At 48.8% G+C, this 25544-nt stretch carries 20 protein-coding genes and 1 pseudogene; 15 read left to right on the top strand and 6 right to left on the bottom strand.

Going from position 1 to position 25544, the window contains the following annotated elements; all coding sequences use genetic code 11:
* The first annotated feature begins 227 nt into the window (after window positions 1-227).
* The 12 genes from garR to LY85_RS08385 all read left to right on the top strand — a co-directional run bounded on the left by garR (window position 228) and on the right by LY85_RS08385 (window position 16015).
* Entirely contained in the window at window positions 228-1115 is an 888-nt protein-coding gene (gene garR, locus LY85_RS08440) for a 2-hydroxy-3-oxopropionate reductase (protein WP_141826282.1), read from the top strand.
* Between the two features lie 69 nt (window positions 1116-1184).
* A complete protein-coding gene (locus LY85_RS08435) occupies window positions 1185-2099 on the top strand; it encodes a dihydrodipicolinate synthase family protein (RefSeq protein ID WP_141826281.1) in 915 nt (304 codons plus the stop codon).
* Between the two features lie 183 nt (window positions 2100-2282).
* Entirely contained in the window at window positions 2283-3623 is a 1341-nt protein-coding gene (locus tag LY85_RS08430; protein WP_141826280.1) for a GntP family permease, read from the top strand.
* Between the two features lie 208 nt (window positions 3624-3831).
* Entirely contained in the window at window positions 3832-5007 is a 1176-nt protein-coding gene (locus LY85_RS08425) for an enolase C-terminal domain-like protein (RefSeq protein WP_141826279.1), read from the top strand.
* A 15-nt stretch (window positions 5008-5022) separates the two neighbouring features.
* On the top strand, window positions 5023-6306 hold the full coding sequence (locus tag LY85_RS08420; protein WP_243122512.1) for a DUF362 domain-containing protein: 1284 nt from the start codon (window positions 5023-5025) through the stop codon (window positions 6304-6306).
* A gap of 60 nt (window positions 6307-6366) precedes the next feature.
* Window positions 6367-7680, top strand: a complete 1314-nt coding sequence (locus tag LY85_RS08415; protein ID WP_141826278.1) for a DUF362 domain-containing protein — start codon at window positions 6367-6369, stop codon at window positions 7678-7680.
* Window positions 7681-7773: 93 nt separating this feature from the next.
* A complete protein-coding gene (locus tag LY85_RS08410) occupies window positions 7774-9228 on the top strand; it encodes an NAD(P)/FAD-dependent oxidoreductase (protein ID WP_141826277.1) in 1455 nt (484 codons plus the stop codon).
* The gene (locus LY85_RS08405; protein ID WP_141826276.1) at window positions 9228-10469 is read left to right on the top strand and encodes an FAD-dependent oxidoreductase; all 1242 of its coding nucleotides are present in this window, start codon (window positions 9228-9230) and stop codon (window positions 10467-10469) included. Before LY85_RS08410 ends, LY85_RS08405 begins: the two co-directional genes overlap by 1 nt.
* Entirely contained in the window at window positions 10463-10825 is a 363-nt protein-coding gene (locus LY85_RS08400; protein ID WP_141826275.1) for a DUF1667 domain-containing protein, read from the top strand. Before LY85_RS08405 ends, LY85_RS08400 begins: the two co-directional genes overlap by 7 nt.
* Before the next feature lie 50 nt (window positions 10826-10875).
* The gene (locus tag LY85_RS08395) at window positions 10876-12204 is read left to right on the top strand and encodes an enolase C-terminal domain-like protein (RefSeq protein ID WP_141826274.1); all 1329 of its coding nucleotides are present in this window, start codon (window positions 10876-10878) and stop codon (window positions 12202-12204) included.
* Window positions 12205-12386: 182 nt separating this feature from the next.
* Window positions 12387-13904 carry a galactarate dehydratase gene (gene garD, locus LY85_RS08390; protein WP_141826273.1) on the top strand — a complete coding sequence of 506 codons (1518 nt, stop codon included), beginning with the start codon at window positions 12387-12389 and terminating at the stop codon, window positions 13902-13904.
* Window positions 13905-14071: 167 nt separating this feature from the next.
* The gene (locus LY85_RS08385; RefSeq protein WP_185741160.1) at window positions 14072-16015 is read left to right on the top strand and encodes a sigma 54-interacting transcriptional regulator; all 1944 of its coding nucleotides are present in this window, start codon (window positions 14072-14074) and stop codon (window positions 16013-16015) included.
* A gap of 66 nt (window positions 16016-16081) precedes the next feature.
* On the opposite strand, the gene LY85_RS08380 is transcribed toward LY85_RS08385, so the two are convergent.
* The gene (locus tag LY85_RS08380) at window positions 16082-16645 is read right to left on the bottom strand and encodes a TetR/AcrR family transcriptional regulator (RefSeq protein ID WP_141826271.1); all 564 of its coding nucleotides are present in this window, start codon (window positions 16643-16645) and stop codon (window positions 16082-16084) included.
* A gap of 177 nt (window positions 16646-16822) precedes the next feature.
* On the opposite strand from LY85_RS08380, the gene LY85_RS08375 reads away from it, so the two are divergent.
* The gene (locus tag LY85_RS08375) at window positions 16823-18694 is read left to right on the top strand and encodes a cation-translocating P-type ATPase (RefSeq protein ID WP_141826270.1); all 1872 of its coding nucleotides are present in this window, start codon (window positions 16823-16825) and stop codon (window positions 18692-18694) included.
* Window positions 18695-18765: 71 nt separating this feature from the next.
* Here the strand turns inward: LY85_RS08375 and LY85_RS08370 are convergent, their stop codons facing one another.
* The 5 genes and pseudogenes from LY85_RS08370 to LY85_RS19775 all read right to left on the bottom strand — a co-directional run.
* Window positions 18766-19968, bottom strand: a complete 1203-nt coding sequence (locus tag LY85_RS08370; protein WP_141826269.1) for an alpha/beta fold hydrolase — start codon at window positions 19966-19968, stop codon at window positions 18766-18768.
* Window positions 19969-19982: 14 nt separating this feature from the next.
* Complete coding sequence (locus LY85_RS08365; RefSeq protein WP_141826268.1) at window positions 19983-20567, bottom strand: TetR/AcrR family transcriptional regulator; 585 nt, start codon at window positions 20565-20567, stop codon at window positions 19983-19985.
* A 147-nt stretch (window positions 20568-20714) separates the two neighbouring features.
* On the bottom strand, window positions 20715-21374 hold the full coding sequence (locus tag LY85_RS08360) for a phosphatase PAP2 family protein (protein WP_141826267.1): 660 nt from the start codon (window positions 21372-21374) through the stop codon (window positions 20715-20717).
* Between the two features lie 163 nt (window positions 21375-21537).
* Window positions 21538-22152: a helix-turn-helix transcriptional regulator gene (locus tag LY85_RS08355; protein ID WP_141826266.1), complete on the bottom strand. Its 615-nt coding sequence runs from the start codon at window positions 22150-22152 to the stop codon at window positions 21538-21540.
* A gap of 130 nt (window positions 22153-22282) precedes the next feature.
* A pseudogene (locus LY85_RS19775) lies at window positions 22283-22371 on the bottom strand (Maff2 family protein); the annotation flags it as partial.
* Window positions 22372-22698: 327 nt separating this feature from the next.
* Between LY85_RS19775 and LY85_RS08345 the strand changes: the two are divergent.
* Both LY85_RS08345 and LY85_RS08340 read left to right on the top strand, forming a co-directional pair.
* Entirely contained in the window at window positions 22699-24279 is a 1581-nt protein-coding gene (locus LY85_RS08345) for a VPA1262 family N-terminal domain-containing protein (protein WP_141826265.1), read from the top strand.
* Window positions 24272-25372, top strand: coding sequence for a hypothetical protein (locus LY85_RS08340; RefSeq protein WP_141826264.1), 1101 nt, complete (start codon window positions 24272-24274; stop codon window positions 25370-25372). Before LY85_RS08345 ends, LY85_RS08340 begins: the two co-directional genes overlap by 8 nt.
* Window positions 25373-25544 lie beyond the last annotated feature (172 nt).

Genomic DNA, 25544 nt, shown 5'->3' with positions numbered 1-25544 from the left:
TAAAAGTGAAAGCAAATGAAAACAGATTGCTTTCACGAATGAAAAATGTATTTCACAAATTGAAATTTTAAGTATTTTCTATAAAGTTAAAATTTTATTGTTGGATTCCCTGTCAATGGATTTTAAAAGAGGAATGCTATAAGATACTACTTGTTGAATAATTAACAATTTCAATCGAAAAACGTGAAAATGTTCACGGAAACAACGCTGATAGGAGGTACTTAGAAATGTTTAAAGTTGGATTTATTGGCTTGGGAATCATGGGGAAACCCATGGCCCGGAATGTCCGGAAGGCGGGCTATGAACTGATTGTATTTGACCGCAATCCGGATACGTTGGAAATCTTTCGGGCAGAGGGGGCACAGATTGCCGCAACCGGCAAAGAGGTGGCTGAAAAATCGGATGTAATCATTACCATGCTGCCGAATTCGCCGCATGTCGCTTCCGCTCTTTTTGATAAGGACGGGATTGCGGAAGGACTCAGGGCCGGTCAGACGGTAATCGATATGAGTTCTATCAGCCCGGTGGCCAGTAAGGAATTTTATTCAAAGTTAAAGGATTTGAATGTGGATTTTCTGGACGCTCCTGTTTCCGGCGGGGAGCCGGGCGCTATTGAAGGGACCATCGCCGTCATGGTTGGCGGGGAAAAACCGGTATTCGACAAATACCGCGAGCTGCTGATGACCATGGCTTCCAGTGTGACATATGTTGGAATCGCGGGGTGTGGAAATATTACAAAGCTTGCAAACCAGATGATTGTCGCGGTCAATATTTCCATTATGAGCGAGGCTTATGTTTTTGCCAAAAAGGCCGGGGCGGATCCTCAGCTTGTTTTTGAGGCAATCCGTAAAGGCCTTGCGGGAAGCAAGGTGATGGAGCAGAAGTCGCCGAAGATTTTCAGCGACAATTACGATCCCGGTTTCCGGATCGAACTGCACATCAAGGATCTGCAAAATGTGCTGGATACGGCGCACACGGAGAACATCTCCGTTCCTTTCAGCGCAGAAGCGATGGAAATCCTTCAGTCGCTGAAGGCGGATGGCCTTGAGAAGAAAGATCATTCTGCAATCGCCAAATATTTTGAGAAGATCAATAACCTGAAAATCATGGGCTGATTTTCTATTCCGCTGTCCTCAGAGGGACAGCGGACACTCACTTCAACGCAGGAAGAAAGGATTACGCTTATGGATTTGGAAGACATAAAAGGAATAATCGTCCCTCTTATCACTCCGGTTGACGACAAAGAGGAAATTGACGAATCCAAACTCAGATTTATGGTAAACCGCGTCATTAACGGAGGGGTAAGAGGGATCCTTGTGTTCGGAAGCAATGGGGAATTCTACATGTTTCATGAAAAGGAGCATGAGAGAGGCCTGAAAATTGTTGTGGACGAAAACAGGGGCAGAGTTCCGGTTTATTACGGGATCGGCTCCATCGGTACGGCGCAGGGAGCTCGCGAGGCCAAAATGGCCGTTGCCGCCGGCGCGGATGGGATATCGATTCTGCAAACCATGTTTATTCAGCCGACGGAAGCGGGACTATACAAGCATTTTCGCACGATCGCGGAAGCGGTGCCGGATACGTATGTACTTCTCTACAACAACCCGGGAAGGTGCGGATTCGGCCTGACGGCGGACCTGGTCGAAAAGCTGGCCAGAAATGTAAAGAACATTGTCGGGATCAAAGATTCCAGCGGAAATTTCACCTTGCTCAGCGAGCTGATCCGCCGTACCCGCGACATAAACTTCAAGGTGTTTTCGGGGAAAGACACAATGCTTTTCGGCGGGCTTTGCATGGGCTGCGCGGGGGGCGCCTGTTCGATCGCAAACCTTTTTCCGGAACTTGTGTGCGGTATTTATGACAAATTCATGGCGGGCGATTACATAGGCGCCAGAGAGGATCAGTTCAGGCTGAATCCGGTAAGAATCTGTCAGGATGCCGTAAGCTTTCCTACCGCGACAAAAGATATGGCAAATATGCTGGGGCTCGACGTAGGAAAGCCCATTCTTCCGAGCGAGCCTTCGGAAGGTCCGGCGTGGGAAGAAATGAAACGCAGAATAGAGGAAGCGGGTCTTTTTGAATACTATTCAAAAAAATAGCGCCCTTGTCCGGGACCGTTGCCAAGCAGCTGTTTTATTTTCCAAATCAGCATGTTTTGTCCCGACTTTTACTATCATTAAGTTTACAGAGAAATTTATTTGAAATATGGAAATTGGGGTGAGAAAGAACATAACGGCTTCTTATGCGAAATTTGAAATAATGTATTGATAAGGAGAAATTTTATGGATATGGGTGTTTTGAGCCTGCTGGGGATTTTGCTGGCTATGGCGCTTTTTATCGTCGGTGTCTACAAGGGTTTCCCGATCATGATCATCGGCCCGGTCAGTGCGGTCGTCGTACTCCTGTTTTCCGGGCTGCCGATCATCGAGAACATGGGGGAAGCCTATGCGAAAGACTTCGGCGGTTTTGCAACGGACAATTTTTTGCTGTTCTTACCCGCGTGCGTTTTGGGCGCCATGCTGGGTGACTGCGGTGCTGCGGAGGACATCGCGGTGAAAATCTCAAGTCTGACCGAAAAGATGAGTGGAAAAACAGGAAAGTACTGGGTGCTGATGGGATTGTCCCTGATCACCGCGATTCTTTCCTTCGGCGGCGTCAGCGGATTTGTCGTAATCTTTACCATCGCGCCGATCTGCTACTCGATATTTAAAAAGCTGGATATCCCCTGGCATTTTGTCATCGCAGTGGCTGTGTACGGAGGCTCCATGTGGACGGCAATTCTTCCGGGCTCTCCGGCAATACAGAACCTGATTCCTATAAAATACCTGGGTACCGACCCGAAGGCAGCCCCGGTGATCGGCATCCTCTCAGCGGTGACCTGCATCGCTTTCGGCGCTTGGTATATCTGGTTCCAGCTTGGCAGAAACGAGAAGAGAGGCGAAGGTTTTGAGGTCACCGGGGAGCTGATGGATAAAGAGGCGGGGTCCTTAAACAACGCCATTCTTGAAAAAAACTGCTCGAATCTCCAGTTCCTCAAGGCATTGGCGCCTTCCCTTGTTCTGCTGATTGCAATGAATGTGTTTAATATTACGCCCTTTGTATCTTTGACATTGGGCTGCGTCGTATGCTTCGCGCTGTATTACAACAAATTTAAGCACATTGGCAAAACGCTGACAAACGGCTGTACCTCCACAATGAAATCGATTATGAATGTGTCTGCGGTCGTCGGCTTCGGAGCGATTGTCGAGCTTACTCCGGGATTTAAATACGTAGTTGAAAATCTGGATAAAATGCCCGGATCTCCGCTGTTCCAGTTGTGCCTGGCTACCAACATTGTGGCAGGGGTAACGGCCTCCGCTTCCGGGGGCGAGGGCATCGCGCTGAATGCGTTTGCAAATAAGTTCCTCCAGATGGGGGTCCCTGCGGATCAGCTACATAGAATTGTGAATATTTCCTGCTACGGACTCGATTCCATGCCGTATAACGGCTCGGTCATCAATCGCCTGAACTACACAAGACTGACGGTTAAAAACGGCTATTACCATGAGTTCATTCTGGGCGCCGTGTTCCCGTTCCTGAATTCGTTCTTCGCCGTGGCTTTGGCTTCCATGGGTCTTCACTAATCAAAAAAATTTAAAAAATCCCGGAAAATGAGACGAAAGGCTGCATTTGACGGGATTTTTTTAGAAAGATTTTGCGGTAAGTATAATTGCCTTACATCATAAAGCACAAGGAAAAAATATCTAATCCGGATATTCCGCGCTTATGGAAAGATGGACACGATAGGGCAAAGCGATGGTACGCGATAAAATACGAAAGAAGGTTGTGGAAATGAAAAATTACTTTCAATTTGATCAGAAGCTGACTTTTTCCAAGGCTGTATACTACAATCTGAACCCTGTGCCGGTGAAAAAACCGTGGCGCGACGCCACGGGCGGGTTCGGCAGCTTTGTTCCTCTTCAGGGGTGGATCGAGGTGTACGATACGGAAGGCAATTGCGGGCGTACTTTCTGCTCGTCCGGCTTGCTTTCCAACGTCCTTCCCCTGGTACTGACCGGAGAGACCCGCACCTATAACGAGTGGTACGATTATCTTTATTGGAAATTCCGGAATTTCGGTTTCCAAAGCGGCCAGATTTGCGATTTGGGCCAGTTTGACCGCATCATGCTTGAGATATTGGCTGAGCGGGAAGGAAAACCGCTGCACCGGTTTTTGGGTGCCGCAAAGGATTGGGCCGCGATTTATAAGGGCGGCGGCTCTCTGCTGTCGGATGACGATGATCTTGTGGCGGATATGGTCCGTTATGTTGAGGAAGGCAATAAAACAATCAAATTCAAAGTCGGAAGCGACTGGGGAAAAAATATGGACCGCGATGTGCGGCGCGTGGAATTGGTGCGAAAGGCAGTCGGTCCGGACATCCGAATCGCTGTGGATGGCAACCAGGTTTGGAATGTCGACGATGCTTTGCGTTTTGCCGACAGGATCCGTCCTTATCGTCCCGCATGGTTCGAAGAACCGGTGCATTCCCACGACATGAATGCTATCAGGGAATTTCGGGATCGGGCGGATATGAAAATCGGGTTCGGAGAATCCATGCGGAATTATTTCGCCTTTGAGACCTATGCCGAAAAGGGCGTGGACCATTTGATGCCGCTGCTGGGGCGCATGAGCGCAATGGGCGATCTGCTGAAAATCCGCGACCTGGCCCGGGAAAAAGGGCTGATGTTTTCTTCCGGAGGCACCGTCTGGCAGAACGCCTCGTTTGGCGCGCTGTATAACGAGAATGAGCCCCTGGAAAATCACGAACCGATGACACTCCCGATGGGAGAATGCTTAGAGGTGAAACCGACGGAAAAAGACGGCAGACTCTATCTGCTGCCCGATCTTCCCGGATCACCGGTGAGGATCGGCCTGAAGAAGCTGGAAGCAGACGGTACGCTGGAGAGTATGCAGATCTACCGCGCCAATAAAAATAATGTATCGTTTGCAGTCCGCGCCGCCTATTAAAGGGAGAGAAATGCATTGGCGAAATTGAATGAAATGCTGGAAGGCTACGAAATCCCCAAAATGGCGAAGGTCCGGCAGCTGTTTGACCGGACGCTGTTGGAAAATCTGGAAGAAAAACTGCTCGGGTTATTGCGCGGGAAGAATCTGCCGATTCAAAAAGGCGACCGTATTGCCATAACAGGGAGCAGCCGCGGCATCGCCGAATATCAGCGCATTATGCGCACAGCCGTGGCTTATGTCAAAGAGAAGGGGGGAATCCCCTTTATCGTGCCCGCTATGGGAAGCCATGGCGGCGGCACGGCGGAAGGGCAGGAAGCGATGCTTCGGGAACTGGGAATCACAGAGGCGGCGGTGGGCGCTCCGATCATTTCCTGCATGGACGTTGTCGAGGTGACAAGAACCGAGCTGGGGCTCCCGGTATATATCGATAAAAATGCCGTGGAAGCCGATGGGATTCTGCTGCTCAACCGTGTTAAAACCCATACCTCTATTCGCGAAAAATACCAAAGCGGCCTTATCAAAATGATGGCGATCGGCCTTGCCAAGCACAAGGGCTGCGCCATGACGCACAGCCTTGGGACGCCCTTTCTTGGTGAGAATATGGTGCGTGTCGGACTGACTGCGCTGAAGCATTTGAAAATCGTCGGCGGAATATCCGTTATTGAGAACGGATATGAACAGCTGGCGGATGTCTATGTTTCCCGGAAAGAAGAGATACCGGAAACGGAACCGGAAATTCTGAAACGCGCCATAGGGATGATTCCCCGCATTTATCTGGATAAAATCGATGCCCTGGTAGTCTTTGAACAGGGAAAAGAGATTTCCGGGACGGGTATGGACCCGGCGATTGTGGGGAGGCCCATCAACCGCCTGCCAAATACCGGCCCTCATGTGGAGGCGCTCGGAGTGCTGCGCATGACCGGCTTTTCCAGAGGAAACGCCAGCGGATGCGGCATGGCGGATTTTATCAGCCGCAGACTGCGCGACGCAATCGACGAGGAATATACGATCATCAATTCCCTGACGGGGATGAAGCCATTTCTTGCGAACATCCCCCCGACGCTCGCAACGGATAAACTGGTTTTTCAGGCCTGCGTCAAGGCGGCGGGACAAATCCGGCCCCAGGACCTGAAACTGGCCGTTATCCGCAGCACCCGGTCGCTGGAAGAAATTTGGCTCTCCAGGGCGGCGTGGGCGGCTGTATCGGAACCGGAGCGCATGGAAAGGCTGTCCGATTTCGAGGATTTGCCCTTTGACAGCGCCGGCATGCTGCAATTATTTGAAGCTGCGATTCCATGATTCCTGTATCCTTTGGGTTTTGCTCATAGCCGGTAATGAATGGAAGAGAGGAGCGAGAGAATGCAGATAGTAAAAGGGGGGACGGTTTCCGCTCTGCTGAAGACCGTCCCGATACCGAAAATGTTTCATGCAAAGCAGGAGTTCCCAAAAGACCGGATTGACCCCCGGGATATTCCGCCGCTGATCAGCCGCGAATTGTCTAAGCCGGAGTTCGGTTCCAAAATCAGGCCCGGCATGCAGATCGCCATTACGGCGGGCAGCCGGGGAATACGCAATGTGAATATCATTACAAAGGCAATCGCCGATTTTGTCAAATTGAAAGGAGCGGTTCCTTTTATCGTTCCCGCCATGGGGAGCCATGGCGGAGCGAATGCGCAGGGTCAGAAGGATATGCTGGCCGGGTTCGGAATCACGGAGGAATCTATGGGCTGCGAGATCCGTTCCTCCATGGAAGTCGTAAAGCTGGGAGTCTCCGATACCGGAAGGACCGTCTACATGGACAAAAATGCATATGGTGCCGACGGTGTTATCATTTCCTGCAGGCTCAAGCCGCATAATGCCTTTCGCGGAACGGTGGAGAGCGGGCCGTGCAAGATGATGACTGTGGGGCTGGGCAAGCAGAAGGGAGCGGAAGAGGTCCACAGCGATGGAATGGACCGGATTGCGCAAAACATTCCCTCCATGGCGAAGGTAGTACTGGAAAAGGCCCCGATTTTGTTTGCGGTTCCCTGTGTGGAAAACGCCTATGACGAAACCTGCCTGATTGAAGCGATTGCCCCGGAAAATATCCTGACAAGAGAAGCAGAGCTTTTACAATTTGCTTTTTCCAATATGCCGTCCATTCTGGTCGGAAGTGCCGATGTCCTTGTGGTAGACGAAATCGGTAAGAATTACAGTGGGACAGGGACCGACCCCAATATTACAGGGACATTTTCCACTCCTTATGCGACGGGAGGGCTAAAGGTTCAGAGGACCTGTTTTTTAAGGCTGAGCGAGGTATCTCATGGCAACGCCCTGGGCGTCGGTCTGGCCAGCTGCATCACCAAAGAAATTTTTGAGCAGATTGATCCGGAGGCAATGTATCCGAACTGTATTACCAGCACGGTGCTCCGGTCCGCTATGATTCCAGTGGTGGTGGCGACAGAGAAAGAAGCAGTTTCGCTCTGCATCCGCACGTTGAATAAGGTGGACAAAAATCGTGTCCGGATGGTGAGAATTCCCAACAGCCTTCATATTTCAGAGATCATGCTTTCGGAAGAATATTATGAAAGGGTAAAGAATTACGAGTTTAAGGGCGTGGAGGCTTTGGATAAACCGGAGGTACTGGCGTTCGACGAACAGGAGAGGTTAACGACCCCTTATTTGACGGTATAGAACCCGTGCTGTATCGCCCGTCCGGGGCTTCTTTTCTCCATTTTTGGGGGAAGGCGCGGCGGGAATTGCTTTTGGAGGAAGGAATGAAGATATATGACGCAGCAATTTGATGTGCTGATTATTGGCGCCGGCGCCGTGGGGAGCGCAGTCGCCAGAGAAATGGCGAGATATCAGTTGAAAATCGGTGTTCTGGAAAAGGAAATGGATGTTGCCTGTGGAAATTCGGGGAGAAACTCCGGGGTGCTGCATGGCGGATTTACTTATAAAACAGGTTCTCTGAAAGCGCAGTGCTGTGTGGAAGGAAACCGGGAATTCGACCGGGTGGCCAGGGAACTGGACGTTCCGTTTCGCCGTTGTGGAAAAGTGGTGGTCGGATTCAATGAAAAGGATATGGCCAGCCTGAAACGGTTTCAGGCGCGGGGAGAGGCGAACGGGGCCGTCGGGCTTGAGATCATCGACAAAAAAAGGCTGCAGGAGCTGGACCCCAGCGCCGGAGGAGAATTTGCGATGTATTCTCCGAATTCCGGAATTTTGGACCCGATCGCCTATAACATCGCATTGGCCGAGAATGCAAAAGCAAACGGTGTCAGTTTCTTTTTTGACCAGTGTGTGACAGGGATCGGACGCACGGACGGAATCTATGCGGTCAAAACGGAGAGGGACGTTTTCAAAACGAGATGGGTCGTGAACTGCGCCGGATTATACAGCGGGGTCATTTCAAACATGCTCGGAATCGGCGGCTATGTCATCCGCGGGTTCAAGGGAGAATACATCGTCCTGGATAAAAAAGCCGGGGCCTTTATCAATATGCCCGTTTATCCGGCTCCGAATGAGAACGGAGGATTCGCCACCCATGCGGTTCCCACTGTGGACGGCAATGTACTGATCGGACCGGATTCCTATATAACGGAGGATTTCGAGGATTTCGGCGTTACCAGTAAACATATTGAAGGGCTTTTAGAAGACGGAAGCAAAATGTTCCGGTACGTTAATCGCGAATACTTTATCAGAAATTTTGCGGGGATCCGGGCAAAACGGGTCGATCCGGAAACCGGGGAGGTCCTTGACTTTGTATGCGAAGCCAGGGATGAGGCACCGAATACCGTTAATCTGGTTGGGATCGAGTCCCCGGGGCTTACGAGCGCGCTTCCGCTGGCCAGAAGAGCCGTCGCCCTGATGGCGGCCAGAGAGGAACTGAAGCCGAACCCGAATTTTAACCCGATCCGCAAAGCGGTCCGCAAATTCAGCAGAATGAGCCTGGCGGAGAAAGAAGAGCTGATTAAAAAAGACCCGAATTACGGGGAAATCGTCTGCCGCTGTGAAAATGTCACCAGGTCGGAGATTTTGGCAGCGATTCACAATCCCTTGGGCGCCTGTACTGTGGAGAGTATAAAAAACAGGACGCGGGCGACCATGGGAAGATGCCAGGGCGGCTACTGTGAGATGCGGATTACAAAAATGATTGAAGAAGAGCAGCAGAAAAAAGAAACGGAAATCCTTTATTCTCGCAAAAATTCTTATATGTTTACTGGGAAGGTGAGAAAATAATGGCTGTTCAGCAGAGAGACGTCATTATTATCGGAGGTGGCCCCGCCGGGCTTGCCGCAGCGGTCGAATTATATAAAAAAGGGATCAAGGACCTCCTGATTATAGAGCGTGAAAGGAGCTTGGGGGGAATCCTGCGCCAGTGCATCCATGACGGATTCGGACTGACCCGGTTTCAACAGACCTTAAGCGGACCGGAATATGCCCAGCGCTTTATTGATGAAGTGGAAGAGCTTGGGATTCCTTACATAACCAATGCAACCGTGATTGACATTACCTGTAATAAAACGGTGCGCGCGGTATCTCCAAAGGGAATCCTTGAGTACCGGGCCAAAGCGGTTGTTCTGACCATGGGATGCAGAGAGAGGACACGGGGAGCCATCAGCATTCCGGGAACAAGACCGTCCGGCATCTACACGGCGGGCGTCGCCCAGTCCTATATCAATTTGAATAATAAAATGGTCGGCAAAGAAGTGGTCATTCTGGGGTCGGGGGACATCGGGATGATCATGGCCCGAAGACTGACGCTGGAGGGAGCAAAGGTAAAGGCGGTATTCGAAATTCAGCCTTATCCCAGCGGTTTGCCGAGAAATATCGAACAGTGCCTGAATGATTATGGAATTCCGCTCTGTTTAAGCCATACCATTACGCAGATCAAAGGAACCTCCCGTCTGGAGGGCGTTACGGTCGCGAGGGTCGACGAACAAAGGAAGGTAATTCCGGGAACGGAAAAGGACTATTCCTGCGATACCTTGATTTTGTCGGTCGGGCTGATCCCTGAAAATGAATTGTCTCTGGCGGCGGGGATCGATCTTGACGGCCGTACCAAGGGTGCGGTGGTCGATGAAAATGGTCAGACGAATGTGAAAGGGATTTTTGCCGCAGGGAACGTGCTGCAGGTACACGATCTGGTTGACTTTGTTTCAACGGAAGCGGAAAGAATGGCGGATGCGGCGGCACGGTACGTTTCGTGCAATTCGCTGGAGGCATGCGGGCTGAATGTCAGGACGGACGGCAACATCGTCTATACGGTCCCGCAGAAAATCAGCGGAAAAAAAGATTTTGTCCTCTCCCTGCGGGTGAAAAAGCCTATGAGAAACTGCGAGATCAGAATTTCCCAGAACGGAGAGGTAAAAAAGACAGTGAAAATGAAAAAGGCATTGCCTGCAAGCATGATTCAGGTGCCGCTGCGAAAAGAAGCCTTAAGTGATCGGGCGGATTTGGAGGTGGCCGTGACATGTTAAGAGAATATACGTGCATCCTTTGTCCAAACGGCTGTGAGATCAAGGTGCAGACCGAAGATGAAAAGGTGATTTCGATAGACGGGGCTTCCTGCCCGAAAGGCGAGGAGTATGTACGGCAGGAGGTGACGGATCCGCAGCGTAACATTGCTTCTTCCGTGCTTGTGGAAAACGGGGAACTGCCGCTTGCCAGCGTCCGTCTGGACAGAATGGTTCCGAAGGATAAAATATTCGACGTCATGGAGGAAATCAAAAGGGTCAAGCTCAAGGCGCCGGCGAGGGCGGGGCAGGTGGCGATTCGGAACGTGCTGGATTCAGGCAGCAGCGTGATCGTTACAAAAAATGTAAAAGCGATATAGTATGGGCTCATGATGGTTTTATTTAACAGAATATATGGGAGGAAAAGAGAATGAAAATAACGATTGAAAACATGGAAGTATTTCCGGTCGCGGGAAGAGATTCCATGGAACTGAATCTGAGCGGAGCGCACGCGCCTTATTTTACAAGGAACGTCGTTATTCTTACGGACAGCAGCGGTGCGACGGGTGCGGGGGAAGTCCCCGGCGGAAAGAAAATCACCGATGCGCTGGAAGAGGTAAAAGAGCTGGTCATCGGTACGAATCTGGGAGAGTATAAGAATACGCTACTGAAGGTAAAGGCTAAGCTGGAAAGCAGAAACGAGGCGGACGTAAGGGGAAACCAGACTTTTGACCAGAGGACGGGCATCCATGTCCTCACGGCGATCGAGGCGCCTCTGCTCGACCTTTTGGGAAAATCTCTCGGGGTACCCGTGGCCGCGCTTTTGGGGGATGGCATGGTAAGAAATAAGGTCCCTTTCCTGGGATATCTGTTTTATATAGGTGACAGGAAAAAAACGGATCTGGCATACGCTTCCGAACCGGATTCGAATTGCGGCTGGTACAGGCTCCGCCATGAAGAAGCGCTTACTCCCGAATCCATAGTCGAACTTGCAAAGGCGACTCAGAAAAAGTATGGTTTCCGGGATTTTAAACTGAAAGGCGGCGTGCTGGAAGGGAAAGAGGAAATCAAAGCCATCCGTGCGCTGAAACAGGCTTTTCCGGAAGCCAGGATCACTCTTGACCCCAACGGGGCCTGGAGTTTAAAAGAAGCAATCGAACTTTGCAAAGACATGCACGGTATCCTGACCTATTGCGAGGACCCGTGCGGAGCGGAAGGTGTATATTCCGGACGTGAGATACTGGCTGAGTTCCGGCGCGCTACGGGTCTTCCGACGGCGACCAATATGATTGCTACGGACTGGAGGCAGGTGAGCCATTCCGTTGTGCTTCAGTCCGTTGATATCCCGCTGGCGGACCCCCATTTCTGGACGATGCGGGGCTCTGTCCGGGTGGCCCAGCTTTGCAACGATTTCGGCCTGACCTGGGGAGCGCATTCCAACAATCATTTCGATATTTCCCTTGCGATGGTCGCCCATTGCGGCGCCGCGGCCCCCGGAAAGATCAATGCGATCGATACCCATTGGATCTGGCAGGAGGGGATCGAAAGGCTTACCAAGGAGCCGTTCCAGATCGTTGACGGATGCATAGAAATTCCGGCTAAGCCCGGACTTGGCATAGAAGTCGACAGGGAACAGGTGGAAAAAGCACATCGTGTTTACCTTGAAAATTGCCTTGGCGCGCGCGACGATGCGCTGGGAATGCAATATCTGATCCCGGGCTGGAAATACGATGCGAAAAAGCCCTGCCTGGTAAGGTGAATGCATTTGACGGCCCGGGCCGGGCCGGTTTTGCGGCAGCCTTTTTTGAGCCGTGGGGATTCTCTGTTTATCGGTTTCCGGTCCCTCCCATCTGACCGGAATCCCCGGCGGCTTTGTTGTGCCGCAAGAGCAATTGCTGACTTTTCTACGGTATATCCGGCATAGAAATGGAAGGAGGAGCTATGTCTCAGAAAAGGGTAATCAAAATCAACGACAGAGATAATGTCGCCATTGCTATCCATGAAATTCCGGCGGGAACGGAGGCGGCGGATGGCGTTTTTGCCAATCAAAATATTCCTCAGGGACACAAAATAGCGCTGTGCGATATCCCGGAAGGAGGAGAAATCCACCGGTACGGCGTAGTGCTGGGATATGCTTTGAGCGGCATAAAAAAAGGGGATTGGATCAATGAGCATATGCTTCAGCTTCCCGTTCTACCGGAGCTGGACGATATGGCGTTTGGAACCAATCTGGTCAGCGACCTGCCTCAAGCGCCGGTGATAACCTTTGAGGGCTATCGGAATCCCGACGGCGGATACGCGGGTACGCGCAATATCCTTGGCATAAGCACAACGGTTCAGTGTGTGACCGGCGTCCTTAACGTTGCCGTTAAAAGGATGAGGGAGGAACTTCTTCCAAAGTACCCGAACGTGGACGGCATTGTGCCGATCAACCATGCCTATGGCTGCGGGGTGGCAATCAATGCTCCGGAAGCCAGGGTGCCGATACGGGCGCTGCGCAATCTGGTCAGGCATCCGAACTTCGGGGGAGAAGTGATGGTGGTCGCGCTGGGCTGTGAGAAACTGACTGTGGAAATGCTTTTGGACAGCGGCGACATCAAACCGGAAAATGTTATCGCGCTGCAGGATAAATCCGGATTTCAGGCCATGATGGACTCCATTATGGAAATGGCCGAGCAAAAGCTTAAGCGACTCAACGCGCGAAAGAGAGAAACGCTGCCTTTATCCGATCTGTGCATCGGCATGCAGTGCGGGGGCAGCGATGCGTTTTCCGGCGTGACGGCAAATCCAAGCGCGGGATATGCAGCAGACCTTCTGGTCCAGGCGGGGGCGACGGTCCTGTTTTCCGAGGTGACGGAGGTAAGGGACGGCGTGCACCTGATTGCGGAGCGCTGCATTGACGACAGTGTCGGGAAAAAGCTGGCCGACGAGATGAAATGGTACGACCGGTATTTGGAAAACGGAGGAGTCGACCGTTCCGCGAACCCCACTCCCGGCAATAAAAAGGGCGGGTTATCCAATATTGTGGAAAAGGCAATGGGGTCCATTGCAAAGTCGGGGAAATCTCCGATCGTGGAGGTCCTGTCCCCTGCGGAGCGCCCGACAAAACACGGCATGATTTACGCCGCTACTCCGGCCAGCGATATTGTCTGCGGTCCCTGTCAGCTTGCGTCCGGCATCACGCTTCAGGTGTTCATGACGGGACGGGGAACTCCGTATGGCCTCGCCGCGGCGCCGGTTGTCAAGGTCTGTTCCCGGAACGACCTTAAGGATATGTGGAAAGACCTGATCGATCTTTCGGCGGGGGACATTGCGGTCGGGAATGCCACGATTCCCGAAGTCGGGACGCGGCTGTTCCAGATGATTGTTGATACGGCCAGCGGAACCTATAAGCCATGGGCCGAGGTTTATGGGCTGCACAATGATCTGTGCATTTTTAACCCGGCGCCAATCACCTGATGAAAGAATGAATTTGAATGCAGAAAACTCAGAAATTTTGACCATGCTTATGTTATAATAGCCTCGCGGCCGGGAGTCCTTGCGGACTTCCCAGGCGGGGCTTCGGGCGTTTCAATGGAATGTGGGAATCGGCCGGTTGAATGAAAAGGGATGGAGGATATTTTTCCATGGCTAAGATAATGATGCTGTTGTCCAAAAAGTATATGCAGGATCAGGCTGAAAAGGTGATCCGTGAAAACCGGTTTGATGTTGACACTATCAGAATTATTGAAACAGTGGACGCGGTTGACGAAGCCAGAAGGTGTATCGAAGAGGGAGCCAATATCATAGTGGCCAGAGGCGTGCAGGCACAGCTGATTAAAACTCATACCAATATTCCGGTCGTGGAAATTTTAATGACCGCTCAGGAGATAGGCCTTCTGGTTTTGGAAAGCAAAAGAATCATTAAAAAGGAAATTCCCTGCATCGCGATCGTCTCGCTGAAAAATATGATGAGTGATATTTCCTGCTTCGACAGGCTGTTCGGCGTCAAGCTGAACTGCTATATCATCGATAGCTTTGACGAAATGGAGCAAGCCGTGGAGAATGCCGTGAAAGACGGCGCGGATATCATACTGGGCGGCGATCACGTCATCCGGAGCGTGGAAAAATACCATATTCCGACTCTTTTTCTGAAATCCACGGAAGATTCCATGCGCGGCGCCCTGCAGATAGCTTCCAAAATGGCTTATGCGATCGACATTGAAAAAAGCAGCCAGGCTCAGTTTGAAACCGTGCTTGACATTGCGTTTAACGGAATACTCAAAATTGACAGCTATCGTACCATCCTGATTGTCAACCGTGTCATGGAGGAACTGCTGGGGAAATCGGAATCGGAAATCGTCGGCAAGCAGTTGGACGATGAGCTTGCTGATATCGACATCAATGCCATAGAAAGCATATTGAAGGGGGAAAGGGATAATTATTCCACTTCGATCAGGATCCGAAGAAATCCTTTACTTCTTTGTGTTGCGCCGATCCGGTGCGACCAGGTAATTACCGGCGCGATCCTTTCCTGCAGCAAAATCAAAAATGTTTCGCAATTCACGGATAAAAATATACATAATATGTATCTGTCCGGACGGATCGCACAGCTTGATTTTGGCGCTTTAAGGACACTGGAGCCCCAATTGAGGCAAAGCATCGAGCTGGGAAAAAAATATGCGCTGTCAAAGAACCCTGTCCTCCTTCATGGGGAAGAAGGAACGGAAAAGGAGCTTTTTGCCCAGTGCATCCACAATCACAGCGCAAGAAAGAATTTTCCGTTTTTGATGGTGAATTGCAGTTCCATGGGCAACAGAGAGCAATACGGTTATCTTTTCGGAAGTACTGCCGGTTCTGACGGCGGGGAGGGGGGCGCAAGCGGCATCCTTCAAAAATGCAATTTTGGCACGGTCTATATCGGCGAGATTGAACGGCTGGATTTTGCCAGTCAGTACGGGCTTTACAGGACAATATGTTATCAGGGGCTCATGCCGGGCAATCTGAACGGTGAAAAGAGTTATGATGTCCGCATCATTGCGGGGACACATCGGGATCTTAGCCTGCTTGTAAAAAACGGGACGTTTAGAAAGGACCTGTATTACAGTCTCAATGCGCTTACGCTGAATATTCCACCGATCCGCGAAAGAAAAGAGGATATTGAAAAAATGGTAAAACAGTATCTGAAGCAATTCACGGAGAAATATTCCACACATCTCACACTGACGGACGAAGCGATGGCCGTCATTCTGGAATACGGATGGGAAGGAAACCTGATTCAGCTGGAAAATTTTTGTGAAAGACTTTTTATTACGACTTACAAAAAAAATATCGATCAGGCTATGGTGACAGGTTTACTGGAGGAATTATATCCTGAAATAAAAGTTTCCAACGGAGAAAAGCACGTTATCGTGTATAAATATCCGGAAGTGTCCGACATCGTAGAGCTTTTGAAAAAATGCGGCGGAAACCACAAAGCGGTCGCCAGGGAGATGGGCATCAGTACCACGACACTGTGGAGAAAGATGAAAAAATACGGAATCGCCAACAATTACGAATACGAGCCACCAAATACGGAGAGAAGACCTTGAAACCAAATAAGCAAAAGCTGAGGCAAGATTTCTTGCCTCAGCTTTTTTTCTATGATTTTACTTTTATTAAATGATCGGAATAATTACGGACAAAAAATATTTCGCCAACTCCTCCGGGGATTGTCTCATGTTATTCTTAAGCCACCACTGCACCATGTCGACAAAGCTGCCGGCAATGTGGTTCACAAGAAAGTCCTCCGGTATGTTTTTATTTTTTTGTTCGACGCCTATTAATAGATGCTGAATAATCAGCTCGTTGAGATACTGCTTGAAAAAGTGCAGGAAAAGCTCGCCGCTTTCAGAAGTGAGGATACCTGTAATATTCTTTTTATTATCCTTCAGATGATACAGGATGTGAGTAATCATAGAGCCGGGATTGCCGCCGGCCAGCGAAAAGTCATGAGTTTTTTCCGTATTTAGTTTCTCGGAAAAAACATGGCTGAACAGATCGGTACACATTTCCTTGAGCAAATCATCCTTTGTCTCAAAATGGGAGTAAAACGTGCTGCGTCCGACATTCGCTTCGTCAATGATTTCCTGTATGGTAATCTTGGTATAACTTTTTGAGGACAACAGTGTGCTGAATGCCTCAAAAATCGCGTCTCTTGTTTTTTGTTGTCGTCTGTCCATAACGTCCTCCCAATGAACAAATACCTGAAATCGTTCAATACCGCACAATTCATCGAAACTGTTTCTTGTTGCGTGTCATGTAGAATCGTATAATAATAATGAACAAATAGTTCGGTATTGTATAGATAGTACCGCTTTTTTCCTAAAAAATCAAGCATGTTTTAAGGAGATATCGTTATGTGGAAAAAAATCAAAGAATGGTTCGTCAGCGAAGAAAAGCGAAACATTCTTTTTGTGATTATTTCGGCGGTCACACTGATATTGAGCCTGACCGGAGCTCTGAAAAGTGTATTGCCGTTCAATATTGCATGGGTTGCCATCCTGCTTTGCGGCATCCCGATCGTGGTCGGCTCCGTCACCGCCTTAATTACGGAACATGACATCAAAGCGGATGTACTGGTTTCCATTGCACTGCTTGCATCTATTGGCATTGGTGAATACTTCGCTGCGGGCGAGGTCGCCATGATTATGGCGGTTGGGACGCTGCTTGAAGATGTGACCGCCCGAAAAGCACGAAAGGGCATTGAAAAACTCATAGACCTGACACCGAAAACGGCAAGGGTCAAGAGGGACGGCAAAGAGGAAATCATCCCCGCAGACGATGTGGAAGTCGATGACGTTTTGGTCGTTTTTGCGGGCGAGACGATTGCCGTAGACGGGATCGTTACTTCCGGCGAAACATCTATCGACCAGTCCGTCATGACCGGCGAATCCATTCCTGTTGACAAAACCGTCGGCGATGAGGTCACAAGCGGGACCATCAACCAATTCGGCACTTTTGAAATGCGTGCCACAAAGGTCGGCGGCGACAGCTCGCTCCAGCGGATGATTCAGCTTGCCGAAGATGCGGATGTAAACAAAGCGCCCATCGTGAAGCTGGCGGACCGTTGGGCAACATGGCTTGTCGTTGTCGCTCTCGGTGCGGCGGGGCTGACATGGCTGTTTACAGGTGAGCTGATCCGGGCTGTCACGGTTCTGGTTGTATTCTGCCCCTGCGCGTTTATCCTTGCAACGCCGACCGCAGTGATGGCGGGCATCGGAAACGCAACGAAATTCGGTATTCTTGTCCGATCCGGCGATGCGCTGCAGCGTTTCGCCAAAATCGACCGCGTGGCTTTTGACAAAACCGGAACACTCACACACGGCAGACCCGAAGTGGTCGGCGTAGAAAGCTGCGACTCCACCCTCAGTTCCGATGAAATGCTAAGGCTGGCCGCCCTGGCGGAACAGCATTCCGAACATCCTCTGGGGAAAGCGATTCTCAGCTATTATCTCAATCAGGGCGGCTCTCTGCAGGAGATACAGGAATTTGTTTTGGCAGCCGGCATGGGGGTCGGCGCAAAAGCAGACGGACGTAATATTCTGGCCGGGAAAGCGGAGTACCTAAAGCAGGAAGGGATTGATATTCCCGATTCGGCATTGCGGATGGCGGGCGGGTATCTGCAAAAGGGAGCAACCGTTATTTATGTCTGCGTGGACGGCCATTTTGCGGGCATTATCGCGCTGGCAGACGTTTTACGGGAAACCGCAAAGGCTATGATCGCGGAATTGAAATCCCTTGGGGTACGCCCCGTCCTGCTGACAGGAGATAACGAGGCAACCGCAAAATTCATTGCTTCACAAGTCGGAATTGAGGACGTAAAACCCAACATGCTGCCGGAAGAAAAAATGAACGCGATCAAGGAATACAGCAACAGCGGGGAAAATATCTGCATGATCGGCGACGGCATTAACGATGCCCTCGCATTGAAAACGGCCTATGCCGGGATCGCAATGGGCGGGGTCGGCAGCGATATTGCCGTGGAGGCCGCGGACGCGGTACTTGTCAGTGATAATATTGAACGGGTTCCTTACCTTTTCTGGATGGCCCAAAAGGCAATGAAGCGCATCAATTTCAATATTACCGTTGCGATGATCTGGAACGTAATTGCCGTAATTTTATCGACAGTCGGAATGCTGAATCCCGTAACGGCGGCGCTGGTGCATAATGTTGGCTCCGTGTTTGTAGTGATTAGTTCGGCATTGCTGATAACAAATAAGGAAAAATAGCTCTTCCAAATAGAACAGGGTGTCTGCAACCCAATAAGCAGGCACCCTGTTTTATTTACGCATATCGATTTTTATATGGGCTTGGAAGGCAGTTGCTCATCCAACCAATCAAAAACGACCTGATGCAGCAGCGCGTGATTTCCTTCCTGACAGTGTTCCTCCGCGCCCTCTCTTTTCGTGAATATACGCACCGTGGAAGGGCAGTGCAGCCGTTTTACAAGCTCGTCAACTTGTTCCGCGGAAACAAAATGATCAGCCTCTCCAACGAGGATAAGCATAGGGCATTTGATCTGGCCGGCCACCTCCCGCAGGGTATATTGGGGAACGGCTTTCAGAAGTTCATACCGATGCTCCAGTCCGTAAACCCACAGAGCGTTTTGAACCATCCAGCGCAGAGAGGCGTTGGTTTTCATAGCCATACCCATGACAAACTCAGCGGCTGCGGGTGAAAGCCGTTCGACGATCCGCAGCTTGGGATTTTTATTCAGCATCGACGTCCATACGTCGTAAAGGACGTCATAGGCGATGCAAGCGGAGATCCTTTTATCAAATGCCGCCGCCCGAGGCGCGTAATATCCACCCATACTCATTCCCATCAGCGCGATGCGGCGTTGATCGACTTCGGGCCGTGTTTCCAGATAATCCAGTGCCGCGCCCACGGGCACTTCAAAATCAAAGCGCGTGGGCTTTTCCTGAATGCGCAAGGTCTCGCCCTGGCCGGGTCCGTCGAAAATCAGGCAATGGTATCCTCTCTTGATCGCAGCGGCCGCACCGGCAAAATAAAGCTCCTCGCAAGTGGAATCGAAGCCTCCAAGCATTACCAGAGTTGCCCTCGGGACGGAGGCGTCGTCACCGGAAGCGCGGTAAAAATAGCCGGACAGATAACTCCCTTCATAGGGGAATTTCACGGCTTCGCAGTGGAAATCCATATGGCGCATGGCTTCTCGGAAGGTGTCGGTGCTTCCCCGATACGACACCTTCCGCCGAGGATCGTCGGGGGAGAGAAAAAACTCCGCCGTTCTGTAGTAATTGGACGCACGCAGCAGAGCCTCCCGGCCACTGACCTCCCGGCCGTTCTCCAGACAGGACTTGCCAAGTTTGTGCAGGCGCTCGGCGGCCTTGTTCCACTCGACGAACCAACTGTTAAAGTCTCCCTCGCGGATATTTGCCGCAATCGCCAGACATTCTCCCAACTCCGCACCCTGATAGCCGCTGTAGGAAACTGCCCGCAGCAGCTCAAAAGAAAACGCCTGATCCTTAAAAAACAACTTCATTTTAACTCGCCTCCTTATTCTTGCTCGACGCACCCCAAACCTCTGAGAATAAACGTTAAGGTTTCTCTGGCGACGTCCTGCGGATTTTCTCTTTCCCGCAGATAACCCCGATAAAAAGAGTGCTGTCTCGGAAAAGACGCTGCCGCCATGACAAAGGATAATGCTGTGTCCACGTGCGCTACCCGGAAAAGGCCTTGCGCCTTGCCCAACTCAATAAGCGCACGGATACGGTTCCAAGTGGGGGCCAAAAGCTCCACCAGCTTTTCCGATCTCGCACTCTGCCGATAAAGTTCCTGCTGTAAAATAGTGACCAAATCCGGTTCATCAAATCGCAACATTACAATTCCGGCAATGATACCGGACAGTTCCTCCAGGAGTTGGTCACAATTCTCTGGCATTCTGTCATATGCGGGGGCCGGGAATCCTTCAAACAGTGCAAAAAACAGATTTCCCTTGCTTCCAAAATAATACGAAATCAGCGAGATGTTTACGCCTGCAGCAAAGACAATGTCCCTTGTTGACGTACCGTCAAATCCGTTTTGTGCAAACAGTTTTTTGGCTGCCTGTATGATTTTTAGTTTTGTATCCGGTTCAGACATAAGCACCTCAGTACATATTCAATCAATCGTTTGATTTATATTATCTCATATAAGCACAGGATGTCAAGAGGTGCACCATAAATAGCTACCCTGCCGGGTACTCCCGAAGCGCCCAGACGCCGCGATATGTGGGTAACAATCCGTAATTTAGGATTGTTCATTTTTTGATAGTTGCTTAACCGTTGCATAATAAAACATATTAAGTGCGGAGCCTAATAGTAAACCGCCTATAATATCGGTGAACCAATGCACCCCTGAAACAAAACGCCCGATCACTGTTACAGCAATTATAGCAGCGGATATGACCTCGACTGCAATTTTTAAGGGTTTATTCTTAATCCGTGTATGGAACTGCATCATTGCGGTAGACATGATACATAGAACAATCATCGTATGGGAAGACGGATAGGACGCTTCTAATGTGCTGCCTAACAGAATCGGCCTGTAATTAACAACGAAAATTTCAAAAAATAGATATGAAGCCATTACCACAATATAAAATACCCCAAGCACCAGTATGCTGCTGTCTACGCGCTTGATACTTTTTCTTTTAATTAGTTGCACCAACCCTAATATTGCAAATCCCAAAGCAACAAGGATAGCCACAACACCGAGCCAGTTTGTGATATGATACCACATTAAGTTTTCTCCAAGTAATTTGAACATGGAACTATTTAAGGCAGCAAATGCAACAACGGATTTCTCTGGCCCTATGGGGCTAACATCAAATGTTAAAACGCTTACTGTGAATAGAAGGAATAGCAGGAGCAGTGTTCCAGCAAAAATAAAGTGCTTTTTATTTTTCATCGTATCTTTCTTCCTTTTCTGTTTTATTGTTGTGTAACTGTGCGCAAGCCACAGCCTCATTGTGTGGCCGAGCATGAAAATATTCAAGAAACCAATCGTCACAACGCAAAAAACCTCCGACACTTTTCGTGTCAGAGGTTTTATCTCAAGGAATTAAGCCATTTTACTTACTACGGCTGCTCCTTATCAAAAGTACAACCTTAATCATAAATAAGACGAACATAAGAGCTATAGCGTAGGGATGGCGCGTTGCAATCAGTGCGAGTATTATAAACGCTTGTAAAAATATGGAACAAATTTTGCTGATATTCAGCCATTTATCATTATCATAATGCTGTATAACTAATTCAATAATACCAAATGCAGCCATCAGGATAGGAAAGATAAAAAATATAGCACGGGTAATAGCGGAAATGTCCTGAAGCGCAAACAGGTTTACCTTGCGAACAAACTCGCCTTCCTGGTATCCGTACAGGGGAAGGAATAGAAAGGTCAATGCCATCAAATCTAAAATCCCAAAAATCAAGCTGTAAATCTTATTTATATTCGCGAGGTTTTCGCTTTCGGCAAGAGAAATCAATTCTTCACCCGACAACAAATTATCGATAGAGACAGAGAAAAGTTTCGATATGCTTTTAAGCGAATCAATATTCGGATATCCTTTGCCGCTTTCCCATTTTGATATTGCAGTTCTGGACACAAATAATTTTTCTGCGAGTTGTTCTTGCGTCATTGACTTTTCTTTTCTAAGCTGTTGCAGTTTTTCATTAAATTCCATAGATAGACCTCTATTCTTAAGAATCCCTTGCGTTGCATGGAAACGCTCATATTATTATACATTTCCGACTGCTGGCTGTCTATCCTGTTATTAGTGCATCCGGTAGTTGCTTCCTTACAGACACTGTCACGCCTGGATTATCAGCCATAATCTTTCCAGAAGGTTGATAACACCCCACACGGCAAGTCCCTCGTCCAGCGCGACCACAAGAATTTGCAATGTGCTAACCGCCGAAGTGAAGAACTACATATTCTTTACCTCCTATCAATTATTTGGGCATGAAAAAAGCTGCCTGCGGTGGCAAGACTTATATAAAATTTATTCGTCATCAGAGGGGGAACGAGCCATATTACTCCTTCCTTGTTGTTTTATGGGAAATTCCGATATATAATAAAAACAGCCACTTGATAATACCAAGCAGTTGCCTTTATCGGGGCACTAATTGAAGTGCCGTAGTTTAGCAATAATGAAAAGTTTGGGTTGGCTATAACAAGCGGCTGACGTAAGCATGGGAATTTTCTATAAGTGTTAGATGGGGGTTGTTACTTGAAACAAATTGACCAATTGCGTACATGGACGAGCCCTGGAGTGTTAGGATTTTATCATTCGTGTGAGGTCACTGTCTGCTGCATTTTAAACCATAGTCAAACTGCTTTTAATCTGTTTACTATTTTTACTTTTGAATCTCGGGAAAATATTGCTGTCGAACCTGTCTTTTTAACAAGTAAAAACGAGCATTGTGGAAATAACCATAATCTTGCCCTTGTTCAGTACCATATCTCTATAGAAACCGCCTTAACTATCTGCCAACAAATCGAAGACGGTGCAGAACATATAGAAACGCCTCTCGGTCCGCTCCAGCTTGATCATTTGAAACCAGTTCCGTCTATCTTTGTGCCTTCTGATAGTACTCTCACTCTTCCACTCAACCGTATTTTAAAAAACAATTTCCGCGGTGGAAGTATGACTCTAGAGTATTTTTGTGAGAAGAAGAACATTTATGAACGAATCCCACAGAAAGACATAAAAAGGTCCGCCCTCCGAATCAGGGAACTGTTGCCTGTGGATCTTTTTACTATTTCTGATCGGATTGGTAATGTAATATTTCAACTGCCAGAACAGATTGCACATGTTCAATTAAGCGGAAATGAAAATAGTGTCACATGTAAAGTTATCTTTGATAATCGGGTTCCGGATAGATCCAGATATTGTCTGACAATGTTCGCAGAGCACGATCATGCTATAATGGGGTTTGCTTCAGCTCAAGGAGTGCTTAAAAATGAGCTTTCTTTGTCTGTTGAAGACACTGGTGGACCTTACACGATCACGCTGACTGATACATCATATCATATTCCAGTCCTGCAGCAAACCACCTCCATGATGCGCCAACTTAGCAATATCTTTACAATTGCCGGAAGTCCAGATACAGTACGGACGATTCAACTTCCAAACGGTTATGAGAAACATATAACAATTAATTCCGGTGAACTTATCTCGGTTGGTGCTCCGATGCTTCCGTGGGAAAATGCTGTGAATCAGCGGCATTATCAACGGAGAATGGAGGAGTTGGAGCATGGGAAGGAGTTTATCCAATATGCGAAAGGGACTAGCGATCGGGTTCGTGCCCTGGCGGATTTGCGTGTATTAATGAACGCGGGGCCTAAAGAAGAGGTTTATCTTTGGGATCCTTATCTCACCGCTGATGACTTGCTGGAGACTTGGTATTTCACTGACTTATTTGGCCTGAAGCTGAAAGCCATTACCTCCAATAAGGTATATAAAAAGGATTCGAGCAGTTCGGGGCTGGAGGATTGGAAAAAAACACAAAGAGATACACTGAGGACAAGGAGCAACCAAATAGGGATCAATATCCAGTGGCGAGTTCAACACGATCATTTCGGATATTCTTTTCATGATCGGTTTCTGGTTGTTATTCATCCCAAAGAGGAACCAAAAGCGTGGTCACTGGGTACTTCTCTCAATCATATGGGTGATACTCATCATATTCTTCAGGTGGTTTCCAATCCGGGTTATATAGCAGATGCCTTTATAGAGCTTTGGAATATGCTTGAAGATGAATCCTGCCTGATTTGGAACAGCGAAGAGGAGAGAAAACGCCGTGAATAATGTGTGGGACTCACTGGCAGCTTTAAAAATAGAGGTAGATATTCTAAGATGCCGTAGTGATACAGACAAGAAATATTCCAGGGATCTGATCGAAGGGATAACCTGCAATGCTCCCATAGACTTTTACAACGCAATAGATGCCGTGGAAAGGGGGTGCGGATTTCAATCTTCCGTAGAACTGTCAGAGCTTTGCCAAAAGGCTGCAAACCAGGACAGTGAAAGGCTCTTGAACGTAATAGAGGAAAAAACTAAGATGCTGGAGATCGTTTTTTTACTTTACAGCACAGAGCGGTCCGTCAAATTGTCTTGGGTTAAGAATGGGCTTTTTCATAAACCCATAGTACTTTATGAATGCCTACGTCAATTGCTTCGCGATTATCAATGTCAGGAAACAGAGGAAAACGATACGATTGCCAAAGGGTTATGCCGGCTTTTAACCCAAATTCCCGAACGGTTTATAAATTTGCTAAACCGATATATCCTATTTCATGAGCAGTTCATCCCCTTGTTCTCCAGAGTGATGGAGCTGCTGCCGCCAAAAGGCTGGGCGGTGTTTGGGTCAAGTTTGTCCTTTGAGGATGTTGACAAAAAACGTATGGCGTTTATAGATAAATGTGCCGGCCCACTGGATTGGGAAGAAATGAATATGCAAGCGTACCCTCTGGCTGAGGCGTGGTTAACTTTTCTGAAGAAGTGCGTTAAAAACATGAAATTTGGGTCGTCACTTTATAACGATGCGTCTAACCTCCTGATTACAATACTTGTTTATCATACAAAAACTTATGAAGGTTTCGTGCGCATTCTCAACGAGACAGTTAACTCTTGTGAGAGTTTGATGTACCAGTGGTATGAGAGCGTAACTCAATTGCGTTCCGTATATTTTGCACACCTGACATTCATGGAACATATGCATTTTGTATGGGAAAATAATTGCGGCAAATATGCCGCTGCTTTCCCGGATGATATCCGGACTAGAATGTTGTTTTTATTAGACGAATGGCAGTTTTTGTGGGACGACGACCTGTTCCGGGACAAATCACAATCAGAGATTCAACAACTGCGAAATTGGCTGAATGGATTGACGACAGGATAATATTTTTCACTTTGAGATTCCTATGAAAGCAATTACAGTTTACAAGGATAACGAGTGGTTTGCACTTTATTGCTTCGCGTTATCGTACCTACCTAACTTTCTTTATGGTACCCACGTCTTAGAATGCTCGCGTCTAATTACAATGATCGCGTGCAGGGAATAATGCTATAAA

This window comes from Clostridium sp. KNHs216 (assembly GCF_006714885.1).
Taxonomy (GTDB): domain Bacteria; phylum Bacillota; class Clostridia; order Oscillospirales; family Acutalibacteraceae; genus Caproiciproducens.
The sequence above is the reverse complement of the archived record's forward strand: the minus strand, read 5'-3'. Positions and strand labels throughout refer to the sequence as shown.

Coding starts and splice junctions, on each gene's coding strand:
- LY85_RS08395 (WP_141826274.1), top strand. CDS start 10,876: ATGAAAATAACGATTGAAAACATGGAAGTATTTCCGGTCGCGGGAAGA.
- LY85_RS08355 (WP_141826266.1), bottom strand. CDS start 22,152: ATGGAATTTAATGAAAAACTGCAACAGCTTAGAAAAGAAAAGTCAATG.
- LY85_RS08375 (WP_141826270.1), top strand. CDS start 16,823: ATGTGGAAAAAAATCAAAGAATGGTTCGTCAGCGAAGAAAAGCGAAAC.
- LY85_RS08380 (WP_141826271.1), bottom strand. CDS start 16,645: ATGGACAGACGACAACAAAAAACAAGAGACGCGATTTTTGAGGCATTC.
- LY85_RS08410 (WP_141826277.1), top strand. CDS start 7,774: ATGACGCAGCAATTTGATGTGCTGATTATTGGCGCCGGCGCCGTGGGG.
- LY85_RS08430 (WP_141826280.1), top strand. CDS start 2,283: ATGGATATGGGTGTTTTGAGCCTGCTGGGGATTTTGCTGGCTATGGCG.
- LY85_RS08425 (WP_141826279.1), top strand. CDS start 3,832: ATGAAAAATTACTTTCAATTTGATCAGAAGCTGACTTTTTCCAAGGCT.
- LY85_RS08385 (WP_185741160.1), top strand. CDS start 14,072: ATGGCTAAGATAATGATGCTGTTGTCCAAAAAGTATATGCAGGATCAG.
- garD (WP_141826273.1), top strand. CDS start 12,387: ATGTCTCAGAAAAGGGTAATCAAAATCAACGACAGAGATAATGTCGCC.
- LY85_RS08360 (WP_141826267.1), bottom strand. CDS start 21,374: ATGAAAAATAAAAAGCACTTTATTTTTGCTGGAACACTGCTCCTGCTA.
- LY85_RS08365 (WP_141826268.1), bottom strand. CDS start 20,567: ATGTCTGAACCGGATACAAAACTAAAAATCATACAGGCAGCCAAAAAA.
- LY85_RS08405 (WP_141826276.1), top strand. CDS start 9,228: ATGGCTGTTCAGCAGAGAGACGTCATTATTATCGGAGGTGGCCCCGCC.
- LY85_RS08415 (WP_141826278.1), top strand. CDS start 6,367: ATGCAGATAGTAAAAGGGGGGACGGTTTCCGCTCTGCTGAAGACCGTC.
- LY85_RS08435 (WP_141826281.1), top strand. CDS start 1,185: ATGGATTTGGAAGACATAAAAGGAATAATCGTCCCTCTTATCACTCCG.
- LY85_RS08370 (WP_141826269.1), bottom strand. CDS start 19,968: ATGAAGTTGTTTTTTAAGGATCAGGCGTTTTCTTTTGAGCTGCTGCGG.
- garR (WP_141826282.1), top strand. CDS start 228: ATGTTTAAAGTTGGATTTATTGGCTTGGGAATCATGGGGAAACCCATG.
- LY85_RS08400 (WP_141826275.1), top strand. CDS start 10,463: ATGTTAAGAGAATATACGTGCATCCTTTGTCCAAACGGCTGTGAGATC.